Source organism: Novosphingobium sp. TH158 (assembly GCF_002855555.1).
Classification (GTDB): domain Bacteria; phylum Pseudomonadota; class Alphaproteobacteria; order Sphingomonadales; family Sphingomonadaceae; genus Novosphingobium.
In genome coordinates this window covers 1,638,617-1,654,725 of the sequence record NZ_PKRT01000001.1, presented here as the reverse complement: position 1 = coordinate 1,654,725, position 16,109 = coordinate 1,638,617, and the positions used below count along the sequence as shown (strand labels likewise).

Sequence of the window (16,109 nt, the reverse complement as noted above, 5' to 3'; positions counted from 1 at the left end):
GGCTCAGCGCACTGTCAGGCTGGTTTCGCCGGGCTTGCCGGGGAACTTGTCGAACAGAGCAGTGGCAAGGCGGGCAGCAACGGCGGATTCGCTCCACTTGGTGCTGCCTTCGCGGCTGACCATGTCGGCGCGGCCTTCCCACAGCACCTTGCCGCTGGCCGCATCCCTGATGCGCGCCTCCAGCCGAGTGGAGACGAGGGCCTTCTTCGGCTTGCTCAGGTCGATGTTGAGGCCAAGCCCCATCATCGATCCGTGGTTCGATACGCCCACCGCCATTTCACCGCTGACCGGTTTCTTCGGCCCCTCTTCGGGCACCACGACATCGCGGCTGACGCGCAGCTCGACCAGCTGGCCCGCGCCGCCGGCATTAGTGGCCGTCTGGTAGCCCACGGCTGCGAGCCGATCATCGACCGCGGCGGCAAAGGGACGCAGGGCCGCATCCTCCACCCCGGCTCCGGTCGGGGCCGGGACGGAGATCGCGCTGCCCTTGCCAAGCAGGTCCGCGCCGCCATCTTCGGCGACGAAACGGGTCACTTCCACCCGGCCCTCCACGCGGTCGGCAGAGCGCAGGCGCTGGCTTGAGGGATAGCTGTCGCCAAAGGGATCGTGCCAGCCCATGCCCGGCCCCATCACCCCCGGTCGTGCCTGGGCAGGAGCGGCCATGGCCGTCAGAACCATGCCGATCGCGACGATACTGGCGGAGTGGCTGCGGATAATCATGGACCTTGCTCCCGGGAAAAGGCGTTTCCCCTGTTGCGCTTGCGCTAGGCGCGGCAGTCTTTCCGCCGCATGAACCACCGGCATGTACGGCAAGGACACCGTAATCAATTCGTACTATTGCCTTTCCTGTCAACTCATCCTGAAGGGGTCGCATGTCCAGCAAGGTTCCAGTTCTCGTTACCGGCGGTGCCGGCTACATCGGCAGCCACGCCGTGCTCGCTCTCAAAGACGCTGGCTGGCCGGTTGCGGTGATCGATAACCTGACGACCGGCTTTCGCTTCGCCGTTCCCGATGGCGTGCCGTTTTACGAAGGCGACATAGAGGATGGCGCGCTGTTGGCCCGCATCTTTGCCGAGCAGGGAACGCAGGCGATCATGCATTTTGCCGGCTCGATCGTGGTGCCGGAATCGGTCGAGAACCCGCTGAAGTACTATCACAACAACACCGCCAAAAGCCGTTCGCTAATCGAGGCGGCGGTCAGGGGCGGGGTGCCGCACTTCATCTTCAGTTCGACAGCTGCGACCTATGGCGAGCCCAAGGTTTCGCCCGTGCGCGAAGACAGCCCGCAACTGCCGATCAATCCCTATGGCATGTCCAAGCTGATGACCGAGATCATGCTGAAGGACACGGCGGCGGCCCATCCGATCAACTTCTGCGCCCTGCGGTATTTCAACGTCGCGGGGGCGGATCCGCAGGCCCGGTCCGGCCAGTCGACCGCTGGCGCCACCCACCTCATCAAGGTTGCGGTCGAGGCGGCATTGGGCAAGCGCGGGCACGTTTCGGTTTTCGGCACGGACTATGACACGCCCGACGGCACCGGGGTGCGCGACTATATCCACGTGTCCGATCTTGCCGCCGCACACGTCCTGGCGCTTGAGGCGCTGATTGCCGATCCGGCGCGCTCGCTCACCATGAACTGCGGCTATGGCCGGGGCTTTTCGGTGCTGGAAGTGCTCGATGCCGTGGACCGGGTGACCAACCTGAAGATCGAGCGCCGCCAGGAACCGCGCCGTGCGGGCGATCCCGCCTCGCTGGTGTCGGATAACGCGCGCATCAAGGCGACCCTGCCCTGGGTGCCGCAGCACGCCGATCTGGATACGATCGTTGCCCACGCCCTCGCCTGGGAGCGCAAGCTGGAAACGCTTCAGCGCTGAGCTGCGGCCTTCCGCCTGCGTCCTGACAGCAGCGGCCCGACGGTATCGCGCGGGGCGCTGGCGATGTCATGCCCGATGAAGGCCAGCAGGAACTGCAGCCCCATCAGCACCGGCAGGGCGGCAAGCATCACCGTGCCGGTGGGCGTGACCGTTCCCGATTGCAGGTTGGCGATCCAGGTATAGCTGCCGAAGACCAGCCCGAAGGCCATCAGCAGCGTGCCGGCGACAAGCTCGATCGACGCGATGGAGAAATCGCGCAGGAAGTAGCTGTAGGAAATGCGCTTGAACGTGTTCGTCACGTGGCGGCCGAAAAAGTGCGGCACCATCTTCATCGGGCTGAGGCTGCTCTCCTCATCTCCGTAGACCGCTTCCATCGGCAGGTCGATCACGCGGGCGCGAAGGGTGTTCAGGCGGAACAGCATGTCGCTTTCGAAGAAATAGCGACGTGCTACCTTGTCCAGCGGCACGTGCGCCAGGACGCGGGCATCGATGGCGACATAGCCGTTGTTGGGATCGAACAGTGACCAGTAGCCGCTCGACAGCTTGGTCATGAACGTCAGCGCGAGGTTGCCCAGCAGCCGGGTGCGCGGCATCGACCGGGCATCTTCCGGGCTGAAGAAGCGGTTGCCCTTAACGTAATCGGCCTGCCCGCGCGCGATCGGGGCGATGAAGCCCGGGATGAGCTCGGGATCCATCTGGCCGTCACCATCCAGCTTGACGACGATATCGGCCCCATCCGCCAGCGCGGCGCGGAAGCCGGTGATCATCGCACCGCCAACGCCCTGGTTGGCCTCGTGCCGGATCACCCGCACGCGCGGATCGGCGCAAACGCGTTCTATCGCCGCGCCCGACTGTTCGGGGCAGGCATCGTCGATGGCATAGATGGCGCTGCATTCCGGGCCGATGCGCGCGATCACGGCCGCGATCTGGCGCGACACGCGATAGCAGGGGATCACCACCGCAACGCGCGGTTGTGCAGCAGCCTGCATGGCCTCGGCCCAGAAATTGCCGGCCTCGTAGCTCAAGTCGCGTCTCCGCCTTGTCCTTCCGGTCCAGCTTTCGGCGTCCATGGTTAATTAATTGCTAAGCATGGAGCGCCCGCGGCCCGGGCACAGCCCGTCATTTCCGGATTTCGGCGTCACCGGTATGGAATTGGCAGGCAAACCATTGCTATGGACAGTTCCGTAACCGTTGGGGCGTGGGGGCAGGCAGTTGGTGGCAGTGACGGACATTTCGCACCTTCTGGCCAGCTATCCGCGCGAGCGTGCGCCGCTGCCCGAGGAATACCAGCGCGTCTATGCCGAGCAGTACAAGATCAACCGCGAAGGTACGACTGCAGTCGATGGTGCCGCGCAGAAGCTTGAACAGTGGATGCACCGCAAGGTGGCATCGGTATCCGGCGATCCCGTACTGGAACTGGGGGCCGGAACGCTGAACCACCTGAGGTTCGAGCCGAATGCCGCCACCTATGATATTGTCGAGCCGTTCGTCTCGCTGTTCGAAGGCAAGCCCGAACTGTCCCGCGTGCGCGCTTCCTACGCCTCGGTCCATGATGTTCCCCCGGCCAACCGCTATGCGCGGGTCATCTCGATCGCCGTGCTCGAACACCTGACGGACCTGCCGCGCGATCTTGCCCGCTCGGCGCTGCTGCTTGACGAGGGAGGCGTGTTCCAGGCCGGCATCCCCAGCGAAGGCGGCCTGCTGTGGTGGCTTGGCTGGCGGTTCTCCACCGGTCTTGCCTATTTCCTGCGCACCGGCCTCGATTACGGGAAGGTCATGCGCCACGAACACGTCAACTCGGCGCAGGAGATCCTGAAAGTGGTGTCGCACCTGTTTGCCGATGTCCGGACCGCGCGTTTCCCGCTGCCGTCCGGTCACCTGAGCTTCTACACATACCTCGAAGCGCGCGAGCCCCGGCTGGACCTTGCGCGCAGGATTCTGGCGGAATCGGCGGGAGAGGGCGCATGACCGGGCAGCAGATCGCGGCCCTGCTGGGCTTTTCCGCTCTGCTGGCGGCGGGGCAGGCGCTGTTCAAGGCCTCCGCGCTGAAACTGGGCCAGACGGGTGGTACGGTTGGTGGCCTCTTCTCGCTGGTCGCGATGCCCGGCTTCTGGCTGGCGCTGGCGCTCTATGGTGCAGGCACCCTGCTGTGGATCTACATCCTGCAAACCGTGCCGCTCAGCCGCGCCTATCCTTTTGCCGCGCTGGGCTTCGTCATCGTGCCGATCATCGCCGCGCTGCTTTTTGCCGAGCGCCTGAACCTGACCTATGCGCTTGGCGCTGCACTGATCGTCGCAGGCGTGATCGTTACCGCGCGTGCCTGAGGCTGCCGACAGGGTGGGGGAGCGCCAGGTCGGAGCCGATCCGCTGCGGCTGTTCGGCTGGATCGCGCCGCTGCTTTTCGCGCTTTACGCGCTGCTGACGCCGCCCCTGCAGACGCCGGACGAGCACCAGCACCTGTTCCGCGCGTGGCAGCTTGCATCCTTCGACCTGATCGGCGAGCGGCGCGGCAATGCCTCGGGCGGAGAAATTGCTCCCGGCCTGGTCCGCGCGGCAGAGGCGGAGCTGGGTTCGGCCGAGCCGCACCTGCCATTCCGTTCGGCACCGCAATCGGGCTGGGACGAGCGGCTTTCGCGCGCCACTCCCGTCGCATCCGGTGAGCCATGGCCCTTCGCCAACTTCCTGGGATCGGTCAGCTACAGCCCGGCCGGCTATGTGCCGCAGGTGCTTGGCGTATGGATCGGGCAGGCGCTGGGCCTGTCGGTGGAGAACATCGTCCGGCTCGGCCGCCTGCTGAACGCCGCGCTTGCCTTCCTGCTGCTGCGCGCTGCCATGCAGGCCCTTCCGGTCGGCCGCCTGCTGCTGCTTGTCGTTGCCCTGCTGCCGATGACCGCCGCCTGCGCCGGGTCGCTGGGGCAGGACGGGCTGGTGATCGGTGCTTCGGCCTGGCTGGTGGCGCTGTGCCTGAAGGCAGTCATCGGCGGGAGCTGGAGCTGGGGCAGTGGCCGGCTCGCCATGGTCCTGACCGTTCTGGTGACGCTTTCCAAGATGATCTACCTGCCGCTTGTCGGGCTTGGCCTGTTCCTGCGGCGGCAATCCGGCGGGCTGCGGATCGCGCTGGCCCCGCTGCTGGCCGGGCTGGCTGCGGCCGTACTGCTGGGGGGCTGGCTGGCGCTCAATGCCGGGCTGGCCGTGCCGATGATGGTGGGAATGCCCTCGCCGGGTGAGCAAGCCCGCTTCATGATCGAACACCCCGCATCCTTTCCGATGGCCTTGGCCCGGACTTTCGACCTTGGCGGACTTGCGATCCTGCTGGGCAGACTGTTCCAGTTCGGCTGGCTGACGGTCGGGCCGGTCATGCCGGCCATGCTGGCCTTCATTATCGGGCTGGGCATTGCGCTGTGGGCTGGCGATGCGCGGGCAGGCGATCTGTCCCGGCCGTGGCGGCTGTGGTCACTGGCGGTGTGTGGCGGCATAGTGATCCTGCTGGCCCTTGCCATGTTCCTGGCCGCCACGCCGCTTGGCGCGGAACGGATCGAAGGCTTGCAGGGCCGCTATTTCATTCCATTGCTGCTGCCCGTCGGGCTTGCTTTCCTGCGCTCTCGCAGCCAACCGCAGGCGGGTGCGGCGCGCATGGTGGCCCTGGCCATGGTCCTGGCCAATGCGGCAAGCCTGACGGCAATCGTGCAGGCTTTCTATGCCTGAAGCCAGCGAGAGGCGCGGTTGGGGCGTTAGCCGCCTTGACTCTGTGCCAGCCTGCCACTAACGGCCCCACTTCAATTCTGCGGGCACCGGCCCGCCGCCGAGGAAACCATGAAGATTCGCAACAGCCTGAAGTCGCTCAAGGACCGCCACCGGGACAACCGCGTGATCCGCCGCCGTGGCCGCACCTATGTGATCAACAAGACCAACCGTCGCTTCAAGGCGCGCCAGGGCTGATTGCCGCTGGTTGAGCCGGGGTATTGCCCCGGCCGGTTTCTCAACGGCCCGCCTCCGCTGGAGCGCGGGCCGCTGTCATGTCTGGAGTGGGCGGGTTGGCAGGTTCTCAAAGCAGGATCGAAGCGGTCGTATTCGATGTCGGGCGGGTGCTGTTCGAGTGGGACCTGCGCCACCTTTTCGCCAAGCTGATCGCTGATCCCGCCGAGCTGGAATGGTTCTGCACCACCGTCGTGACGCCGGAATGGCACTTCCAGCATGACGAGGGCGTGCCGCTGGCCGAGATGGTGCCGGCGCGCAAGGCGCAATACCCTGACCATGCGCACCTGATCGATGCCTATGCCACGCGCTTTGCCGAATCGATCCCCGGCCCGGTTCCCGGCAGCCTCGAGATTGTCGAGGCATTGGCGGCAGGCGGCATGCCCCTGTTCGCCATCACCAATTTCGGCGCGGAGTTCTGGCCGACGTTCCGCGCCGGCTGGCCGGTTTTCGATCATTTCCGCGACATCGTGGTGTCCGGCGACGAGAAACTCGCCAAGCCCGATCCGGCGATTTACCGCCTGGCCGAGCAGCGCTTTGGCCTGCCGGGCGAAGCCATGCTGTTCATTGACGACAACGCCGCCAACATCGAGTCGGCGGCGCGCCTGGGCTGGCAGGTCCATCACTTCACCGGGGGGGCAGAGGGCTTGCGCGAGGACCTGCGCTCGAGGGGTCTGATCGGCTAGCAGCCGGATCGGCCTACTTGCCGTTGCACTTGGCAAGGTCGGCAGCGGAAAGCTCGGTTCCTGCGGCGGTGAAGCGCGCCACTGCGCCGAACTTCTTCGCCACGCGCTGGCACACCATGGCCGGGCGGGAACCGGCATTTGCGGCGATGCAGCGGTCACCCGCACACTTCCACAGCACTTCACCGATGATTTCCTGCTTCGGCGCTGCAAGCGGCTGCGCCAGCGTGGCGACGTTGACGCCGCCACTGGCAGCGTGAGCGGTGACGGGGGTCAGCGAAAGCGCAAGCGGCAGCAAGGCAAGCGGAAGGGCCCGCGAAAGTGCGGTTTTCATGGGGAAATCTCCTGTTGCGGACGGCCCCGGGGGGCGGGTGCCGCAATTTAAGTTGCGAATCGCCACCTATAAAGTTTAGTTGCGATATGCAACTCATTTTGGAAAAATTGTCGCAAGATTGCGGCGATGCGCTAGAAAGCCCCATGGGAAAGCTTCGCGAACCGCTGGACGATCAGGATTGCGGCTTGCCGCTGGCGCTTGAGGCGATGGGCGAAAGGTGGAGCTTCATGATCCTGCGCGCCGCCCTCAATGGCGTGCACCACTTCGAAGATTTCCTTGCCGCCACGGGCATTGCCCGCAACATCCTGTCCAACCGGCTCGGTCGGCTGGTGGAAAACGGCATTCTCCAGCGCCAGCAGATGGAAGACGATCGCCGCAAGGTGCTTTATCGCCTGACGGACAAGGGCATGGACCTGCTTCCGGCCATGCTTGCCCTGCGCCAGTGGGGCGAGAAATATGGCCTTGGCGTGCCTTCCAACCCGGTGCTTGTCGACAAGCGCGATGGACTGCCGATCCAGCCGATCAGCGTCCTTGCCCACGATGGCCGGGTGCTGTCGCATGAAGACCTGCGCTGGTTCGACAAGGCCGATCTGGGCAAGCCCGACCAGCCCTGTGTCGGCCCTTCGGCGCAGGACCTGCCGGGCTGGCACGAAGACATGATCGGCTGAAAAGCGCCTTGCCCTTGCGAGCGGCGCAGGCATCATCCTGCGCCATGAACCGCCGATTCGTCCTGCTCGCTGCGCCATTCCTGCTGGCGCTTACCGCCGCTGCCCCTGCACCCAGGAAGTCGCCCGCGCCCGCGCCGGTGGCCGATACGGTGAAAATTGCCATTGCGACGACAATGGGCAGCATCGAGATCGAGCTGGATCACAAGCACGCGCCCATGACGGTCGAGAACATCCTGCGCTATGTCGACCAGCGCCGGCTCGACAACACGAACTTCTACCGCGCCATGAAGCTGGCCTGGGGTACGCCGCCCAACGGGCTGATCCAGGGCGGTCTGCAGATGGACCCGAAGCGCGTGCTCAAGCCCGTGGTGCATGAGCCGACCAGCCAGACCGGCCTCAGCCACAAGGCGGGTGCCGTTTCGCTTGCCCGGAATGCGCCCGGGACAGGCACGGCGGACTTTTCGATCCTGCTTTCCGACCTGACTTCACTCGATGCCGATCCAAAGGCGACGAACCCGGACCAGCAGGCGGGCTATGCGGTTTTCGGCCGGGTCACCGGTGGGATGGACGTGGTGCGCAGGATCTTCGATTCTCCTACCAGCCCGACGCGCGGTCAGGGATCGATGAAGGGCCAGATGCTGGAGCCGCCGGTCCGCATTCTCACCGTCCGCCGCGTGCCGCTGACCGTCGCTCCTCCCGCAGTGAAATAGCGGCAGCGGCTATTCGCCCCAACGCTTGAAACCGGGCTTGGCGAGCGGGCTGGTCCGCGCGCGTTCATAGGCAGCGCCTGCATCCAGCACAGCCTTGTCAGCCCATTGACCGGCAACGATGGAGAGGCCTACCGGCAGGCCCTCGACAGCGCCCATCGGCACCGAAAGGTGCGGATAGCCGGCGATGGCAGGCAGGCTGCCCATGCCGATGCCGGGGAGCGAGCTGCCGCCGGTGATCAGGTCGATCGCCCATGCCGGGCCTTCCGTGGGGAAAACCAGCAGGTTCACGTTGTGGCGGGCAAGCAGCATGTCGATGCCTTCCTTGCCTGCCATCCGCAGGGAATTCTCCCGCGCCTTGCGATAGGCGGCCTCGTCCGTCAGCCGTTCGGCTGCCTCGAACGTGTCCTGCCCGAACCAGCGCAGTTCCGAGGCCGCGTTCGCCTTGTCCCAGGCGATCACGTCGGCAAGGCTGCGGACCGGCGGGTTGCCGGGCAGCGACTTGAGCCAGGCGGTAAGGTCGCGCTTGAGCTCCCAGCGCAGGACCAGGCTTTCATCCCGGTACATCTGCCCGTCCGGCTCCCAGTCGATATCGACCAGCGTGGCCCCTGCGCGCTTGAGGTCTGCCAGTGCCGCATCGAACAGGGCGGTGACACCGGGATGGTTGCCCACGCCCCGGCGCATCACGCCGATGCGCTTGCCGCTCAGGCTGGCGGTATCGATGCCCTCGGCAAAGTCCTGAACGTGCAGGTCGGCGCGCTGGGTGGCGGGGTCGCCACTGTCGCTGCCGGCCATGGCTGCCAGCAGCAGGGCGGCATCGCGGACCGTGTTGGCCATCGGGCCGCCGGTGTCCTGGCTGTGGCTGATGGGGGCGATGTGGCGACGCGAGACAAGCCCGACCGTCGGCTTGAAGCCAACCACCCCGTTGGCGCTGGCAGGGCAGGTGATCGAACCGTCGGTCTCTGTTCCGATGGCCGCCCAGGCAAAGCCGGCCGCGACGGCCGCGCCGCTGCCTGAGGACGATCCGCAGGGGCTGCGGTCAATCGCATGGGGATTCTTCGTCTGCCCGCCAACGCCCGACCACCCGGAGGACGAGCGGCTGCCGCGGATATTCGCCCATTCGGAAAGGTTGGTCTTGCCCAGAATGACCACGCCGGCCGCACGCAGCCTGGCGACCAGCGGGGCATCGCGGCCGGTAACATTGTCCTTCAGGGCAAGGCTGCCCACCGTGGTTGGCATCGGGTCTGCCGTCTCGATGTTATCCTTCACCAGAACGGTCTTGCCGGCAAGCGGGCCGGGCAGCGCTTGCGCCTTGGCAGCATCGCGCAGCGCGGTGGGATTGATGGCGATCACCGCATTGATTTGCGGCCCCTGATCGTCGAGCGCATCGATCCGCTGGACATAGCCCGAGGCGGTGGCCGGCGCGGAGGTGAGATCGGGCTTCGGGATGGAACCGCAGGCGGCAAGCATCACCGGCAAAATCAGGATTGGCAGTCGATTCATGGCAAAAACCCCTATTGCCATCAGGCTGTCGCCAAGCGCAGTCAGAAGCAAGCGTCGATGAATCGGTTTTGAGAGGGTTAATGCCCTTGAACATCGGTCCTGCAGGGGCGACATAGGCGCGACAATTTCAAGAGGGACTTCATGATCGACCTGTTCAACCAGCCCGGCGCGCAGGGCAAATTCTCCGTGGACCCGATCACCGGCGCTCTGGTGCCCATGGTGGTCGAGCAGACCAGCCGCGGCGAACGCAGTTTCGATATCTATTCGCGCCTGCTGCGTGAGCGCATCGTCTTCATCACCGGCGAGGTGGAAGACCACATGGCCTCGCTGATCGTCGCCCAGCTGCTGTTCCTCGAAAGCGAGAATCCCTCGAAGGACATCTCGATGTACATCAATTCGCCCGGCGGCGTGGTCACGGCGGGTCTCGCGATCCACGATACCATGCAGTACATCCGCCCGCGCGTTTCCACCGTGTGCATCGGCCAGGCCTGCTCGATGGGCTCGTTCCTGCTTGCCGCAGGCGAGCCGGGCATGCGCATCGCGCTGCCCAACGCGCGCATCATGATCCACCAGCCTTCGGGCGGCGCACGCGGCATGGCCAGCGACATCGAGATCCAGGCGCGCGAAATCCTGCGCCTGCGCAAGCGGCTGAACGAATGCTACGCCAAGTACACCGGCAAGCCGATCGAGACGATCAACGAAGCGGTCGATCGCGATACCTGGCTCGATGCCGATGAAGCGCGCGAATTCGGCCTTGTGGACAAGGTGTTCGAAAGCCGGCCCGACAGCGACACGGTTGGTGACCAGAGCGGCTCCGGCGGCGCCCCCGAATAAGGTTTCCGGGGGATTGAGCCGTGGTTAAGGCAAACGCCACCACGGTTTTCAGCCCTTTGAAAGCTAATCCTGCTAAGGGGCGGGATTGATTCTGCGTGGGCCGGGGCTAGACTCGGGCGATTCCCCCGGGGTCCAAATCGCGGGGCGTGACAGGAAGACGAATGACGAAATTGAGCGGATCCGACGCGAAAAGCACGCTTTACTGCAGTTTCTGCGGGAAGAGCCAGCACGAGGTGAGGAAGCTCATCGCGGGCCCGACGGTGTTCATCTGCGATGAATGCGTCGAGCTGTGCAACGATATCATTCGCGAAGAAACCAAGGCAGGCATTGCCGGCAAGAAGGACGGCGGCGTTCCCAGCCCGAAGGACATCTTCGAAACGCTGAACGATTACGTCATCGGCCAGGACCGCGCCAAGCGCGTGCTCTCGGTTGCCGTTCACAATCACTACAAGCGCCTGAAGCACAGCGGCAAGGGCGGCGATGTGGAACTGCAGAAGTCCAACATCCTGCTCGTCGGGCCCACCGGCTCGGGCAAGACCCTGCTTGCCCAGACCCTCGCCAAGACTTTCGACGTGCCCTTCACCATGGCCGACGCCACCACGCTGACCGAAGCGGGCTACGTGGGCGAGGACGTGGAAAACATCATCCTCAAGCTGCTTCAGGCCAGCGACTACAACGTCGAAAAGGCCCAGCACGGCATCGTCTACATCGACGAGATCGACAAGATCAGCCGCAAGGCCGAAAACCCCTCGATCACCCGCGACGTTTCGGGCGAAGGCGTGCAGCAGGCGCTGCTCAAGCTCATGGAAGGCACCACGGCCTCCGTGCCGCCGCAGGGCGGACGCAAGCATCCGCAGCAGGAATTCCTGCAGGTGGACACCACCAACATCCTGTTCATCTGCGGCGGTGCCTTTGCGGGCCTCGACAAGATCATTGCCGATCGCCTGCAGAAGCGCTCGATCGGCTTTGGCGCGCACGTTGCCGATCCCGACAAGCGCCGGGTGGGCGAACTGCTCCAGAAGGCCGAACCGGAAGACCTGCTGAAGTTCGGCCTCATCCCCGAATTCGTCGGCCGCCTGCCGGTCATCGCCACGCTGGAAGACCTCGATATCGAAGCGCTGGTCAAGATCCTCCGCGAGCCGAAGAACGCTCTGGTCAAGCAGTATGCCAAGCTCTTCGACCTCGAAGATGTGACGCTGACCTTCACCGATGACGCGCTGGAAGCCATCGCCAACAAGGCGATCGCCCGCAAGACCGGCGCGCGCGGCCTGCGCTCGATCGTCGAGGGCCTGCTGCTCGACACCATGTTCGATATCCCGACCGAAAGCGACATCGCCGAAGTCGTAGTGGACAAGGACGTGGTCGAAGGCCGCAAGGAGCCGGTGCGCGTGCTCAAGGGCAAGGAAGAGGCGGCCTGATCGCCACCGGGCCCGCCATGCGCGGGTCCGGCCTATCGCAGCAGCGGATCGTGACGGCGCGGGATTGATCGCGCGCCGGCCATCCGCCACGCTGCCCCGATGACGCGCATTCCCGTATCCCGCGTGATCCATACGATCCACGCCACGACCGATATCTACAAGTGCCGCACGCTCTACCAGGACGTGCTCGGCGGGCTGGTGTTCGCCGAGAATTACTTCCCGGCAGAGGACCGCGATGCGGCGCTGCTCTATGTCACCAATCACATGGTCGAGCCGATGGCCCCGCGCCATCCCGAAGACCTGACCAAGCCTTTCGCCCGCATGGCGGCTAAGATCGGGCAGGCATTCCATTCGTTCGAGATCAAGGTTGCAGACGGCAAGGCGGCAAGCCAGGCCTTCCGCGATGGCGGCGCGGTGACGGCCAGCGACTATGGCTTCTTCTTCTTCGTGAAGCCCGAGGGCACGGGCGGCGTGCTGCTGGAAGTCTGCGAAGTGCCGATGCCCAACGATCCCTATGACCGGCGCGGCTGGGGGCCGGAGATAGGGCAGGGCCACGCATCGGGCGTGCTGCGGCTCGATCACATTGCCTGCGTCGTGCCCGATGTTGACAAGGCGCTGCACTTCTTCACCGGCCTGTGCGACGGCGAAGTGCTTGATGATCGCCGGACGGAGCTGCCACAGCCCGCCCGCCGGGCTCTCATCCGGCTTGGCGATACGCGGGTGGCCTTCATCCAGCCCGATGCGCCGGATGAAGGCGCGCTCGGCGCCTTCCTGTCAAAGGTGCAAAACGGCATTTACGCGCTCGTCTGGCAGGTCGAGGATCCCGGGCAGGCGCGCGCCCACTTCGAGGGCAAGTGCCAGTTGCGCGTGACAGGCGAGGGCTGCGTCTCCGCCGGTTTCGCCATCGATCCCGATGACTTCCTTGGCGCGCGGCACGAATTCGTCGCCCGCCCGGCAATTGCGGAAGACTAGCCAAAAAAGGGAGGGCCGCATGTTCCTTGCGGCCCTCAGTCAGGGACTGCGCTCCGTCCCCGGGATAGGGGAGGCAGGGGGCGGAGCGCGGCGCTGCGTGTGAGGGCGTGCAGCGCAGGGGTCTTGCGTCAGGCGGGCAGGAACACGCCGTTGGTGACGTGGATCACGCCGTTCGACTGCTTGAGATCGGCCTTGGTAACGTGAGTCTTGCCACCGTTGGCATCGGTGATCTCGATGCGCTTGCCCTTCAGGCGGGCAGTCAGCTTCTGGCCCTGCACGGTCGAGAACTCGGCCTTGCCGCCGCCGGCGCGGATCATCTTGACCAGATCGGCGGACATCACCTTGCCCGAGACGACATGATAGGTCAGCACCTTGCCCAGCTGCGCCTTGTTTTCCGGCTTCAGCAGCGTGTCCACCGTGCCGGCAGGCAGCTTGGCGAAGGCATCGTTAGTGGGGGCAAAGACGGTGAAGGGGCCAGGGCTGGCCAGCGTATCGACAAGGCCGGCTGCCTTGACTGCGGCAACCAGCGTGGTGTGGTCGGCCGAAGCAACGGCCGTTTCGACGATCGACTTGGCAGGCGCAGCGGCGTGATGCTTGCCGTGCATCCCGGCAATCGCGGGATTGGCGACGGCCAGCGTACCGAGGCCAAGCGCGGCGACGGCGAGAGTGATCGACTTGCGGTTCATTCTTGAAACTCCCCAAAAAACCAAGGCCTGGGGGTGACTTGCAGGGGGAGTTACGCAGCCGGTGGAGCTATGGATGCATCAGGTCGAAGAAAATTTGCTGGTCGCCACGATCGGCCCGGGCGTGCGGCCCTGTGAGCCGCCAAGCGGCTCGCGCGTGAGCGCCAGCACGGCCCCGTCACGCAGGCGCGCGGCAAGCTCTGCCGGAATATGCAGCCGAACCGATCTGTCAGGCGCGACAATGCCCAGCGAAATCGTCTTGCCCTCTGGCGGCACGAGCCACAGTTCGTGATCGTGCACGCCGTCTCCGGCAAGGCCTGCGGCATTGATCAGCAGGTCGCCGCGCTCTGGCAGGTAAGTCACCCCAAGGCGCAATTCGGTGCCGGACAGGGCAAAGCTGGCGACGAGCGGCGCGGCCGCCGGTGCGGTGGGGGCGGGCGCGAACATCGGCGGCAGGGTGACGATCGCCAGAACGCCTGCGGCCAGGGCGGCAAGGCCCGCCGTCCATTGCAGGCGGCGCACCTTGCGGCGCAGCGCGATGACTTCCGTCCCGGCTTCAGGGGCCCGGTCAATGCCGGCGAGCACGCGTTGCAGGACATCTGTCGGTGGGGCGACGGGATCGATCGTATCGAGCAGCGGAGCCAGGCGGTGCTCCCAGTCCTCGACCAGGCGGGCGAATTCGCCATCGCTGGCGACCAGCCCGTGCGCGGTGAGCAGTTCTTCGCCTTCCAGCAGGCCCAGTGCCAGTTCGGCGGCAAGGAGTTCGCGCTCGGTCATGCTTCGATACAGGCCTTCAGACGGGCAAGGCCGCGCCGCACCCATGACTTGACCGTGCCCAGCGGCACGCTTTGCCGGCTGGCCAGTTCGGCATAGGTTACGCCCTCGAAAAAGGCGGTGCGGATGGTGCCGCGCTGCGGTTCGTCAAGCTGGTCAAGGCAGGAGTGGACCTTCGCCCGCTCCTCTCCCGCAAGCAGCCGGTCCTCGGCCAGCGGGCTGGCATCGGCAACGTCTGCCGCCGCCTCGATCGGGGCGCTGGCATCGACGCGCTTGCGGCGGCGCAGCCGGTCAATCGTGCGGTTGCGGGCAAACACGGCCAGCCAGCTCACGGGGCTGGCGCGCGCCGGATCGAACCGGCCCGCGGCATTCCACAAGCTGACATATACGTCCTGCAAGGCGTCCTCCGCTTCGCCCCTGTCACCAGCTATACGCAGGCATATGCCAAAAAGCTTCGCCGAGGTGGCGCGATAGACGAATTCCAGCGCGCGCCGGTCCCCCGCCGCGATCCGCCGCATGGCATCGGCAAGGTCTTCGCGTGTCGTCAATGGGTGTGCCCGTGCATTGCCGCAGCATGGCACGGACCATCGGCGGTTTCCACCTGCAAGGTTGCATGGCCGATGCCGAAACGGTGTTCCAGATCATCGGCCAGGGCATGGAGAAAGCCATCTCCCGGGCTGCCCTGCGGCATGATCAGGTGGGCGGTCAGCGCGGTTTCCTTCGTGCTCATCGGCCAGACATGAAGATCGTGCACGGCGATCACGCCCGGCTGCTGCATCAGCAGGGCGCGCACGGTGCCCATGTCGATGCGGGCAGGGACGCCAAGCAGGCCCATCTTCACCGCCTCGCGCGCGAGGCCCCAGGTGGACCAGCCGATAACCGCAACGATGATCAGGCCGGTCAAGGTGTCGATCCATACCTGCCCGGTCCACAGGATCAGCAGGCCTGCCACGACGACGGCGGCCGATACCGCCGCATCGCCGACCATGTGAATGAAGGCGCCGCGCAGGTTGATGTCATGCCGGCTGCCCTTAAGGAACAGCATGGCGGTGAAGACGTTGATCGCGATGCCGATGGCCGCCACGATCATCATCGTCTGCCCCGCAACAGGTTCCGGGTTGAAGAAACGGCGGATCGTTTCCGCGCCGATTGCGCCGATGGTCAGCGTCAGCAGCGCCGAGTTGATCAGGGCGGCGAGGATCGAAGAGCTTTTGTAGCCATAGGTGAAGCGTTCGGAAGCCGGCCGGGCGGAAAGGCTGTCTGCCCCCCAGGCAATGAGCAGGCCCAGCACGTCCGACAGGTTGTGCCCCGCATCGGCCACCAGCGCCATCGATCCGGAGAGGAAACCGTATCCCGCCTCGACCAGCACGAACAGGGCATTGAGCGCAACGCCCAGGCCAAAGGCCATGCCATGGCTGCCATGGGCATGATGAGGGTGGCCATGGTCGTGATCGCCGTGGTCACCGGCGTGATGATGATGCGCGCCCAAAAGTTCCCCCGGTATTCCGTTTCAATCGCAACCGTTGCACATCTGCCGCAGTGCAGCAAGAATCGACAGGCGTCCATATGGTCTAAATCCCGCCAGCACATGGGGTTTATGCGTAAATCTGCATTTTTATTTCATAAGCAAAGTTTCGCATGAAATCTTGTTGCGGCGCGAAAGGCGGGTGCGGGCGCACTGTCA

The 16,109-nt window shown here is 65.2% G+C and carries 20 protein-coding genes; 12 read left to right on the top strand and 8 right to left on the bottom strand.

Translation table 11 applies throughout. The annotated features are described in order from the left end of the window. Window positions 1-3 precede the first annotated feature (3 nt). The gene (locus C0V78_RS08190; RefSeq protein ID WP_101797268.1) at window positions 4-720 is read right to left on the bottom strand and encodes a DUF4136 domain-containing protein; all 717 of its coding nucleotides are present in this window, start codon (window positions 718-720) and stop codon (window positions 4-6) included. Window positions 721-872: 152 nt separating this feature from the next. Between C0V78_RS08190 and galE the strand changes: the two genes are divergently transcribed. Continuing rightward, on the top strand, window positions 873-1,874 hold the full coding sequence (gene galE / locus C0V78_RS08185; protein WP_101797267.1) for a UDP-glucose 4-epimerase GalE: 1,002 nt from the start codon (window positions 873-875) through the stop codon (window positions 1,872-1,874). Here the strand turns inward: galE and C0V78_RS08180 are convergent. Next, entirely contained in the window at window positions 1,865-2,899 is a 1,035-nt protein-coding gene (locus C0V78_RS08180) for a glycosyltransferase family 2 protein (RefSeq protein ID WP_254049859.1), read from the bottom strand. The genes galE and C0V78_RS08180 overlap by 10 nt on opposite strands. Window positions 2,900-3,095: 196 nt before the next feature. Between C0V78_RS08180 and C0V78_RS08175 the strand changes: the two genes are divergently transcribed. The 5 genes from C0V78_RS08175 to C0V78_RS08155 all read left to right on the top strand — a co-directional run bounded on the left by C0V78_RS08175 (window position 3,096) and on the right by C0V78_RS08155 (window position 6,535). Further along, the gene (locus C0V78_RS08175) at window positions 3,096-3,842 is read left to right on the top strand and encodes a class I SAM-dependent methyltransferase (RefSeq protein WP_144039858.1); all 747 of its coding nucleotides are present in this window, start codon (window positions 3,096-3,098) and stop codon (window positions 3,840-3,842) included. After that, the gene (locus C0V78_RS08170; RefSeq protein ID WP_101797265.1) at window positions 3,839-4,198 is read left to right on the top strand and encodes a hypothetical protein; all 360 of its coding nucleotides are present in this window, start codon (window positions 3,839-3,841) and stop codon (window positions 4,196-4,198) included. Before C0V78_RS08175 ends, C0V78_RS08170 begins: the two co-directional genes overlap by 4 nt. Beyond that, window positions 4,191-5,579, top strand: a complete 1,389-nt coding sequence (locus tag C0V78_RS08165; protein WP_101797264.1) for a DUF2142 domain-containing protein — start codon at window positions 4,191-4,193, stop codon at window positions 5,577-5,579. Before C0V78_RS08170 ends, C0V78_RS08165 begins: the two co-directional genes overlap by 8 nt. Before the next feature lie 108 nt (window positions 5,580-5,687). Further along, the gene (gene ykgO / locus C0V78_RS08160; RefSeq protein ID WP_003046794.1) at window positions 5,688-5,813 is read left to right on the top strand and encodes a type B 50S ribosomal protein L36; all 126 of its coding nucleotides are present in this window, start codon (window positions 5,688-5,690) and stop codon (window positions 5,811-5,813) included. A 95-nt stretch (window positions 5,814-5,908) separates the two neighbouring features. Next, window positions 5,909-6,535 carry an HAD family phosphatase gene (locus C0V78_RS08155; RefSeq protein WP_254049858.1) on the top strand — a complete coding sequence of 209 codons (627 nt, stop codon included), beginning with the start codon at window positions 5,909-5,911 and terminating at the stop codon, window positions 6,533-6,535. A 13-nt stretch (window positions 6,536-6,548) separates the two neighbouring features. Here the strand turns inward: C0V78_RS08155 and C0V78_RS08150 are convergent, their stop codons facing one another. Then, complete coding sequence (locus tag C0V78_RS08150; RefSeq protein ID WP_101797262.1) at window positions 6,549-6,866, bottom strand: hypothetical protein; 318 nt, start codon at window positions 6,864-6,866, stop codon at window positions 6,549-6,551. Window positions 6,867-7,009: 143 nt separating this feature from the next. Between C0V78_RS08150 and C0V78_RS08145 the strand changes: the two genes are divergently transcribed. Together C0V78_RS08145 and C0V78_RS08140 are read left to right on the top strand one after the other, a co-directional pair. Further along, window positions 7,010-7,534: a helix-turn-helix domain-containing protein gene (locus C0V78_RS08145; protein WP_173843364.1), complete on the top strand. Its 525-nt coding sequence runs from the start codon at window positions 7,010-7,012 to the stop codon at window positions 7,532-7,534. A gap of 44 nt (window positions 7,535-7,578) precedes the next feature. Further along, window positions 7,579-8,244: a peptidylprolyl isomerase gene (locus tag C0V78_RS08140; protein ID WP_101797261.1), complete on the top strand. Its 666-nt coding sequence runs from the start codon at window positions 7,579-7,581 to the stop codon at window positions 8,242-8,244. Between the two features lie 9 nt (window positions 8,245-8,253). Here C0V78_RS08140 and C0V78_RS08135 read toward each other — a convergent pair whose 3' ends face one another. After that, window positions 8,254-9,744, bottom strand: a complete 1,491-nt coding sequence (locus C0V78_RS08135; protein WP_254049857.1) for an amidase — start codon at window positions 9,742-9,744, stop codon at window positions 8,254-8,256. Window positions 9,745-9,885: 141 nt separating this feature from the next. On the opposite strand from C0V78_RS08135, the gene clpP reads away from it, so the two are divergent. The 3 genes from clpP (at window position 9,886) to C0V78_RS08120 (ending at window position 12,968) form a co-directional block, all read left to right on the top strand. Further along, on the top strand, window positions 9,886-10,578 hold the full coding sequence (clpP, locus tag C0V78_RS08130; protein WP_101797260.1) for an ATP-dependent Clp endopeptidase proteolytic subunit ClpP: 693 nt from the start codon (window positions 9,886-9,888) through the stop codon (window positions 10,576-10,578). Between the two features lie 161 nt (window positions 10,579-10,739). Next, window positions 10,740-11,996 (top strand): ATP-dependent Clp protease ATP-binding subunit ClpX, encoded by a 1,257-nt coding sequence (gene clpX / locus C0V78_RS08125; RefSeq protein ID WP_101797259.1) that lies wholly within the window; start codon window positions 10,740-10,742, stop codon window positions 11,994-11,996. A 99-nt stretch (window positions 11,997-12,095) separates the two neighbouring features. Next, window positions 12,096-12,968 (top strand): VOC family protein, encoded by an 873-nt coding sequence (locus C0V78_RS08120; RefSeq protein WP_101797258.1) that lies wholly within the window; start codon window positions 12,096-12,098, stop codon window positions 12,966-12,968. Between the two features lie 128 nt (window positions 12,969-13,096). Here the strand turns inward: C0V78_RS08120 and C0V78_RS08115 are convergent, their stop codons facing one another. From C0V78_RS08115 to C0V78_RS08100, 4 genes are all read right to left on the bottom strand, one after another. Continuing rightward, the gene (locus tag C0V78_RS08115; RefSeq protein ID WP_101797257.1) at window positions 13,097-13,654 is read right to left on the bottom strand and encodes a fasciclin domain-containing protein; all 558 of its coding nucleotides are present in this window, start codon (window positions 13,652-13,654) and stop codon (window positions 13,097-13,099) included. 78 nt (window positions 13,655-13,732) lie between these two features. Next, the gene (locus C0V78_RS08110) at window positions 13,733-14,428 is read right to left on the bottom strand and encodes an anti-sigma factor domain-containing protein (RefSeq protein WP_158241511.1); all 696 of its coding nucleotides are present in this window, start codon (window positions 14,426-14,428) and stop codon (window positions 13,733-13,735) included. After that, window positions 14,425-14,973 carry a sigma-70 family RNA polymerase sigma factor gene (locus tag C0V78_RS08105; RefSeq protein WP_371514429.1) on the bottom strand — a complete coding sequence of 183 codons (549 nt, stop codon included), beginning with the start codon at window positions 14,971-14,973 and terminating at the stop codon, window positions 14,425-14,427. Before C0V78_RS08105 ends, C0V78_RS08110 begins: the two co-directional genes overlap by 4 nt. Next, window positions 14,970-15,914 (bottom strand): cation diffusion facilitator family transporter, encoded by a 945-nt coding sequence (locus C0V78_RS08100; RefSeq protein ID WP_254049856.1) that lies wholly within the window; start codon window positions 15,912-15,914, stop codon window positions 14,970-14,972. Before C0V78_RS08100 ends, C0V78_RS08105 begins: the two co-directional genes overlap by 4 nt. On the opposite strand from C0V78_RS08100, the gene C0V78_RS08095 reads away from it, so the two are divergent. Continuing rightward, window positions 15,837-16,067 (top strand): hypothetical protein, encoded by a 231-nt coding sequence (locus C0V78_RS08095; RefSeq protein ID WP_101797254.1) that lies wholly within the window; start codon window positions 15,837-15,839, stop codon window positions 16,065-16,067. The genes C0V78_RS08100 and C0V78_RS08095 overlap by 78 nt on opposite strands. The last annotated feature ends 42 nt before the right edge of the window (window positions 16,068-16,109 follow it).

Bases quoted from the DNA above. Each gene is read 5' to 3' on its own strand.
- C0V78_RS08190 (WP_101797268.1), bottom strand. From the start codon at position 720: ATGATTATCCGCAGCCACTCCGCCAGTATCGTCGCGATCGGCATGGTT.
- galE (WP_101797267.1), top strand. From the start codon at position 873: ATGTCCAGCAAGGTTCCAGTTCTCGTTACCGGCGGTGCCGGCTACATC.
- C0V78_RS08170 (WP_101797265.1), top strand. From the start codon at position 3,839: ATGACCGGGCAGCAGATCGCGGCCCTGCTGGGCTTTTCCGCTCTGCTG.
- ykgO (WP_003046794.1), top strand. From the start codon at position 5,688: ATGAAGATTCGCAACAGCCTGAAGTCGCTCAAGGACCGCCACCGGGAC.
- C0V78_RS08150 (WP_101797262.1), bottom strand. From the start codon at position 6,866: ATGAAAACCGCACTTTCGCGGGCCCTTCCGCTTGCCTTGCTGCCGCTT.
- C0V78_RS08145 (WP_173843364.1), top strand. From the start codon at position 7,010: ATGGGAAAGCTTCGCGAACCGCTGGACGATCAGGATTGCGGCTTGCCG.
- C0V78_RS08140 (WP_101797261.1), top strand. From the start codon at position 7,579: ATGAACCGCCGATTCGTCCTGCTCGCTGCGCCATTCCTGCTGGCGCTT.
- C0V78_RS08135 (WP_254049857.1), bottom strand. From the start codon at position 9,744: ATGAATCGACTGCCAATCCTGATTTTGCCGGTGATGCTTGCCGCCTGC.
- clpP (WP_101797260.1), top strand. From the start codon at position 9,886: ATGATCGACCTGTTCAACCAGCCCGGCGCGCAGGGCAAATTCTCCGTG.
- clpX (WP_101797259.1), top strand. From the start codon at position 10,740: ATGACGAAATTGAGCGGATCCGACGCGAAAAGCACGCTTTACTGCAGT.
- C0V78_RS08120 (WP_101797258.1), top strand. From the start codon at position 12,096: ATGACGCGCATTCCCGTATCCCGCGTGATCCATACGATCCACGCCACG.
- C0V78_RS08115 (WP_101797257.1), bottom strand. From the start codon at position 13,654: ATGAACCGCAAGTCGATCACTCTCGCCGTCGCCGCGCTTGGCCTCGGT.
- C0V78_RS08110 (WP_158241511.1), bottom strand. From the start codon at position 14,428: ATGACCGAGCGCGAACTCCTTGCCGCCGAACTGGCACTGGGCCTGCTG.
- C0V78_RS08095 (WP_101797254.1), top strand. From the start codon at position 15,837: ATGGCTGCCATGGGCATGATGAGGGTGGCCATGGTCGTGATCGCCGTG.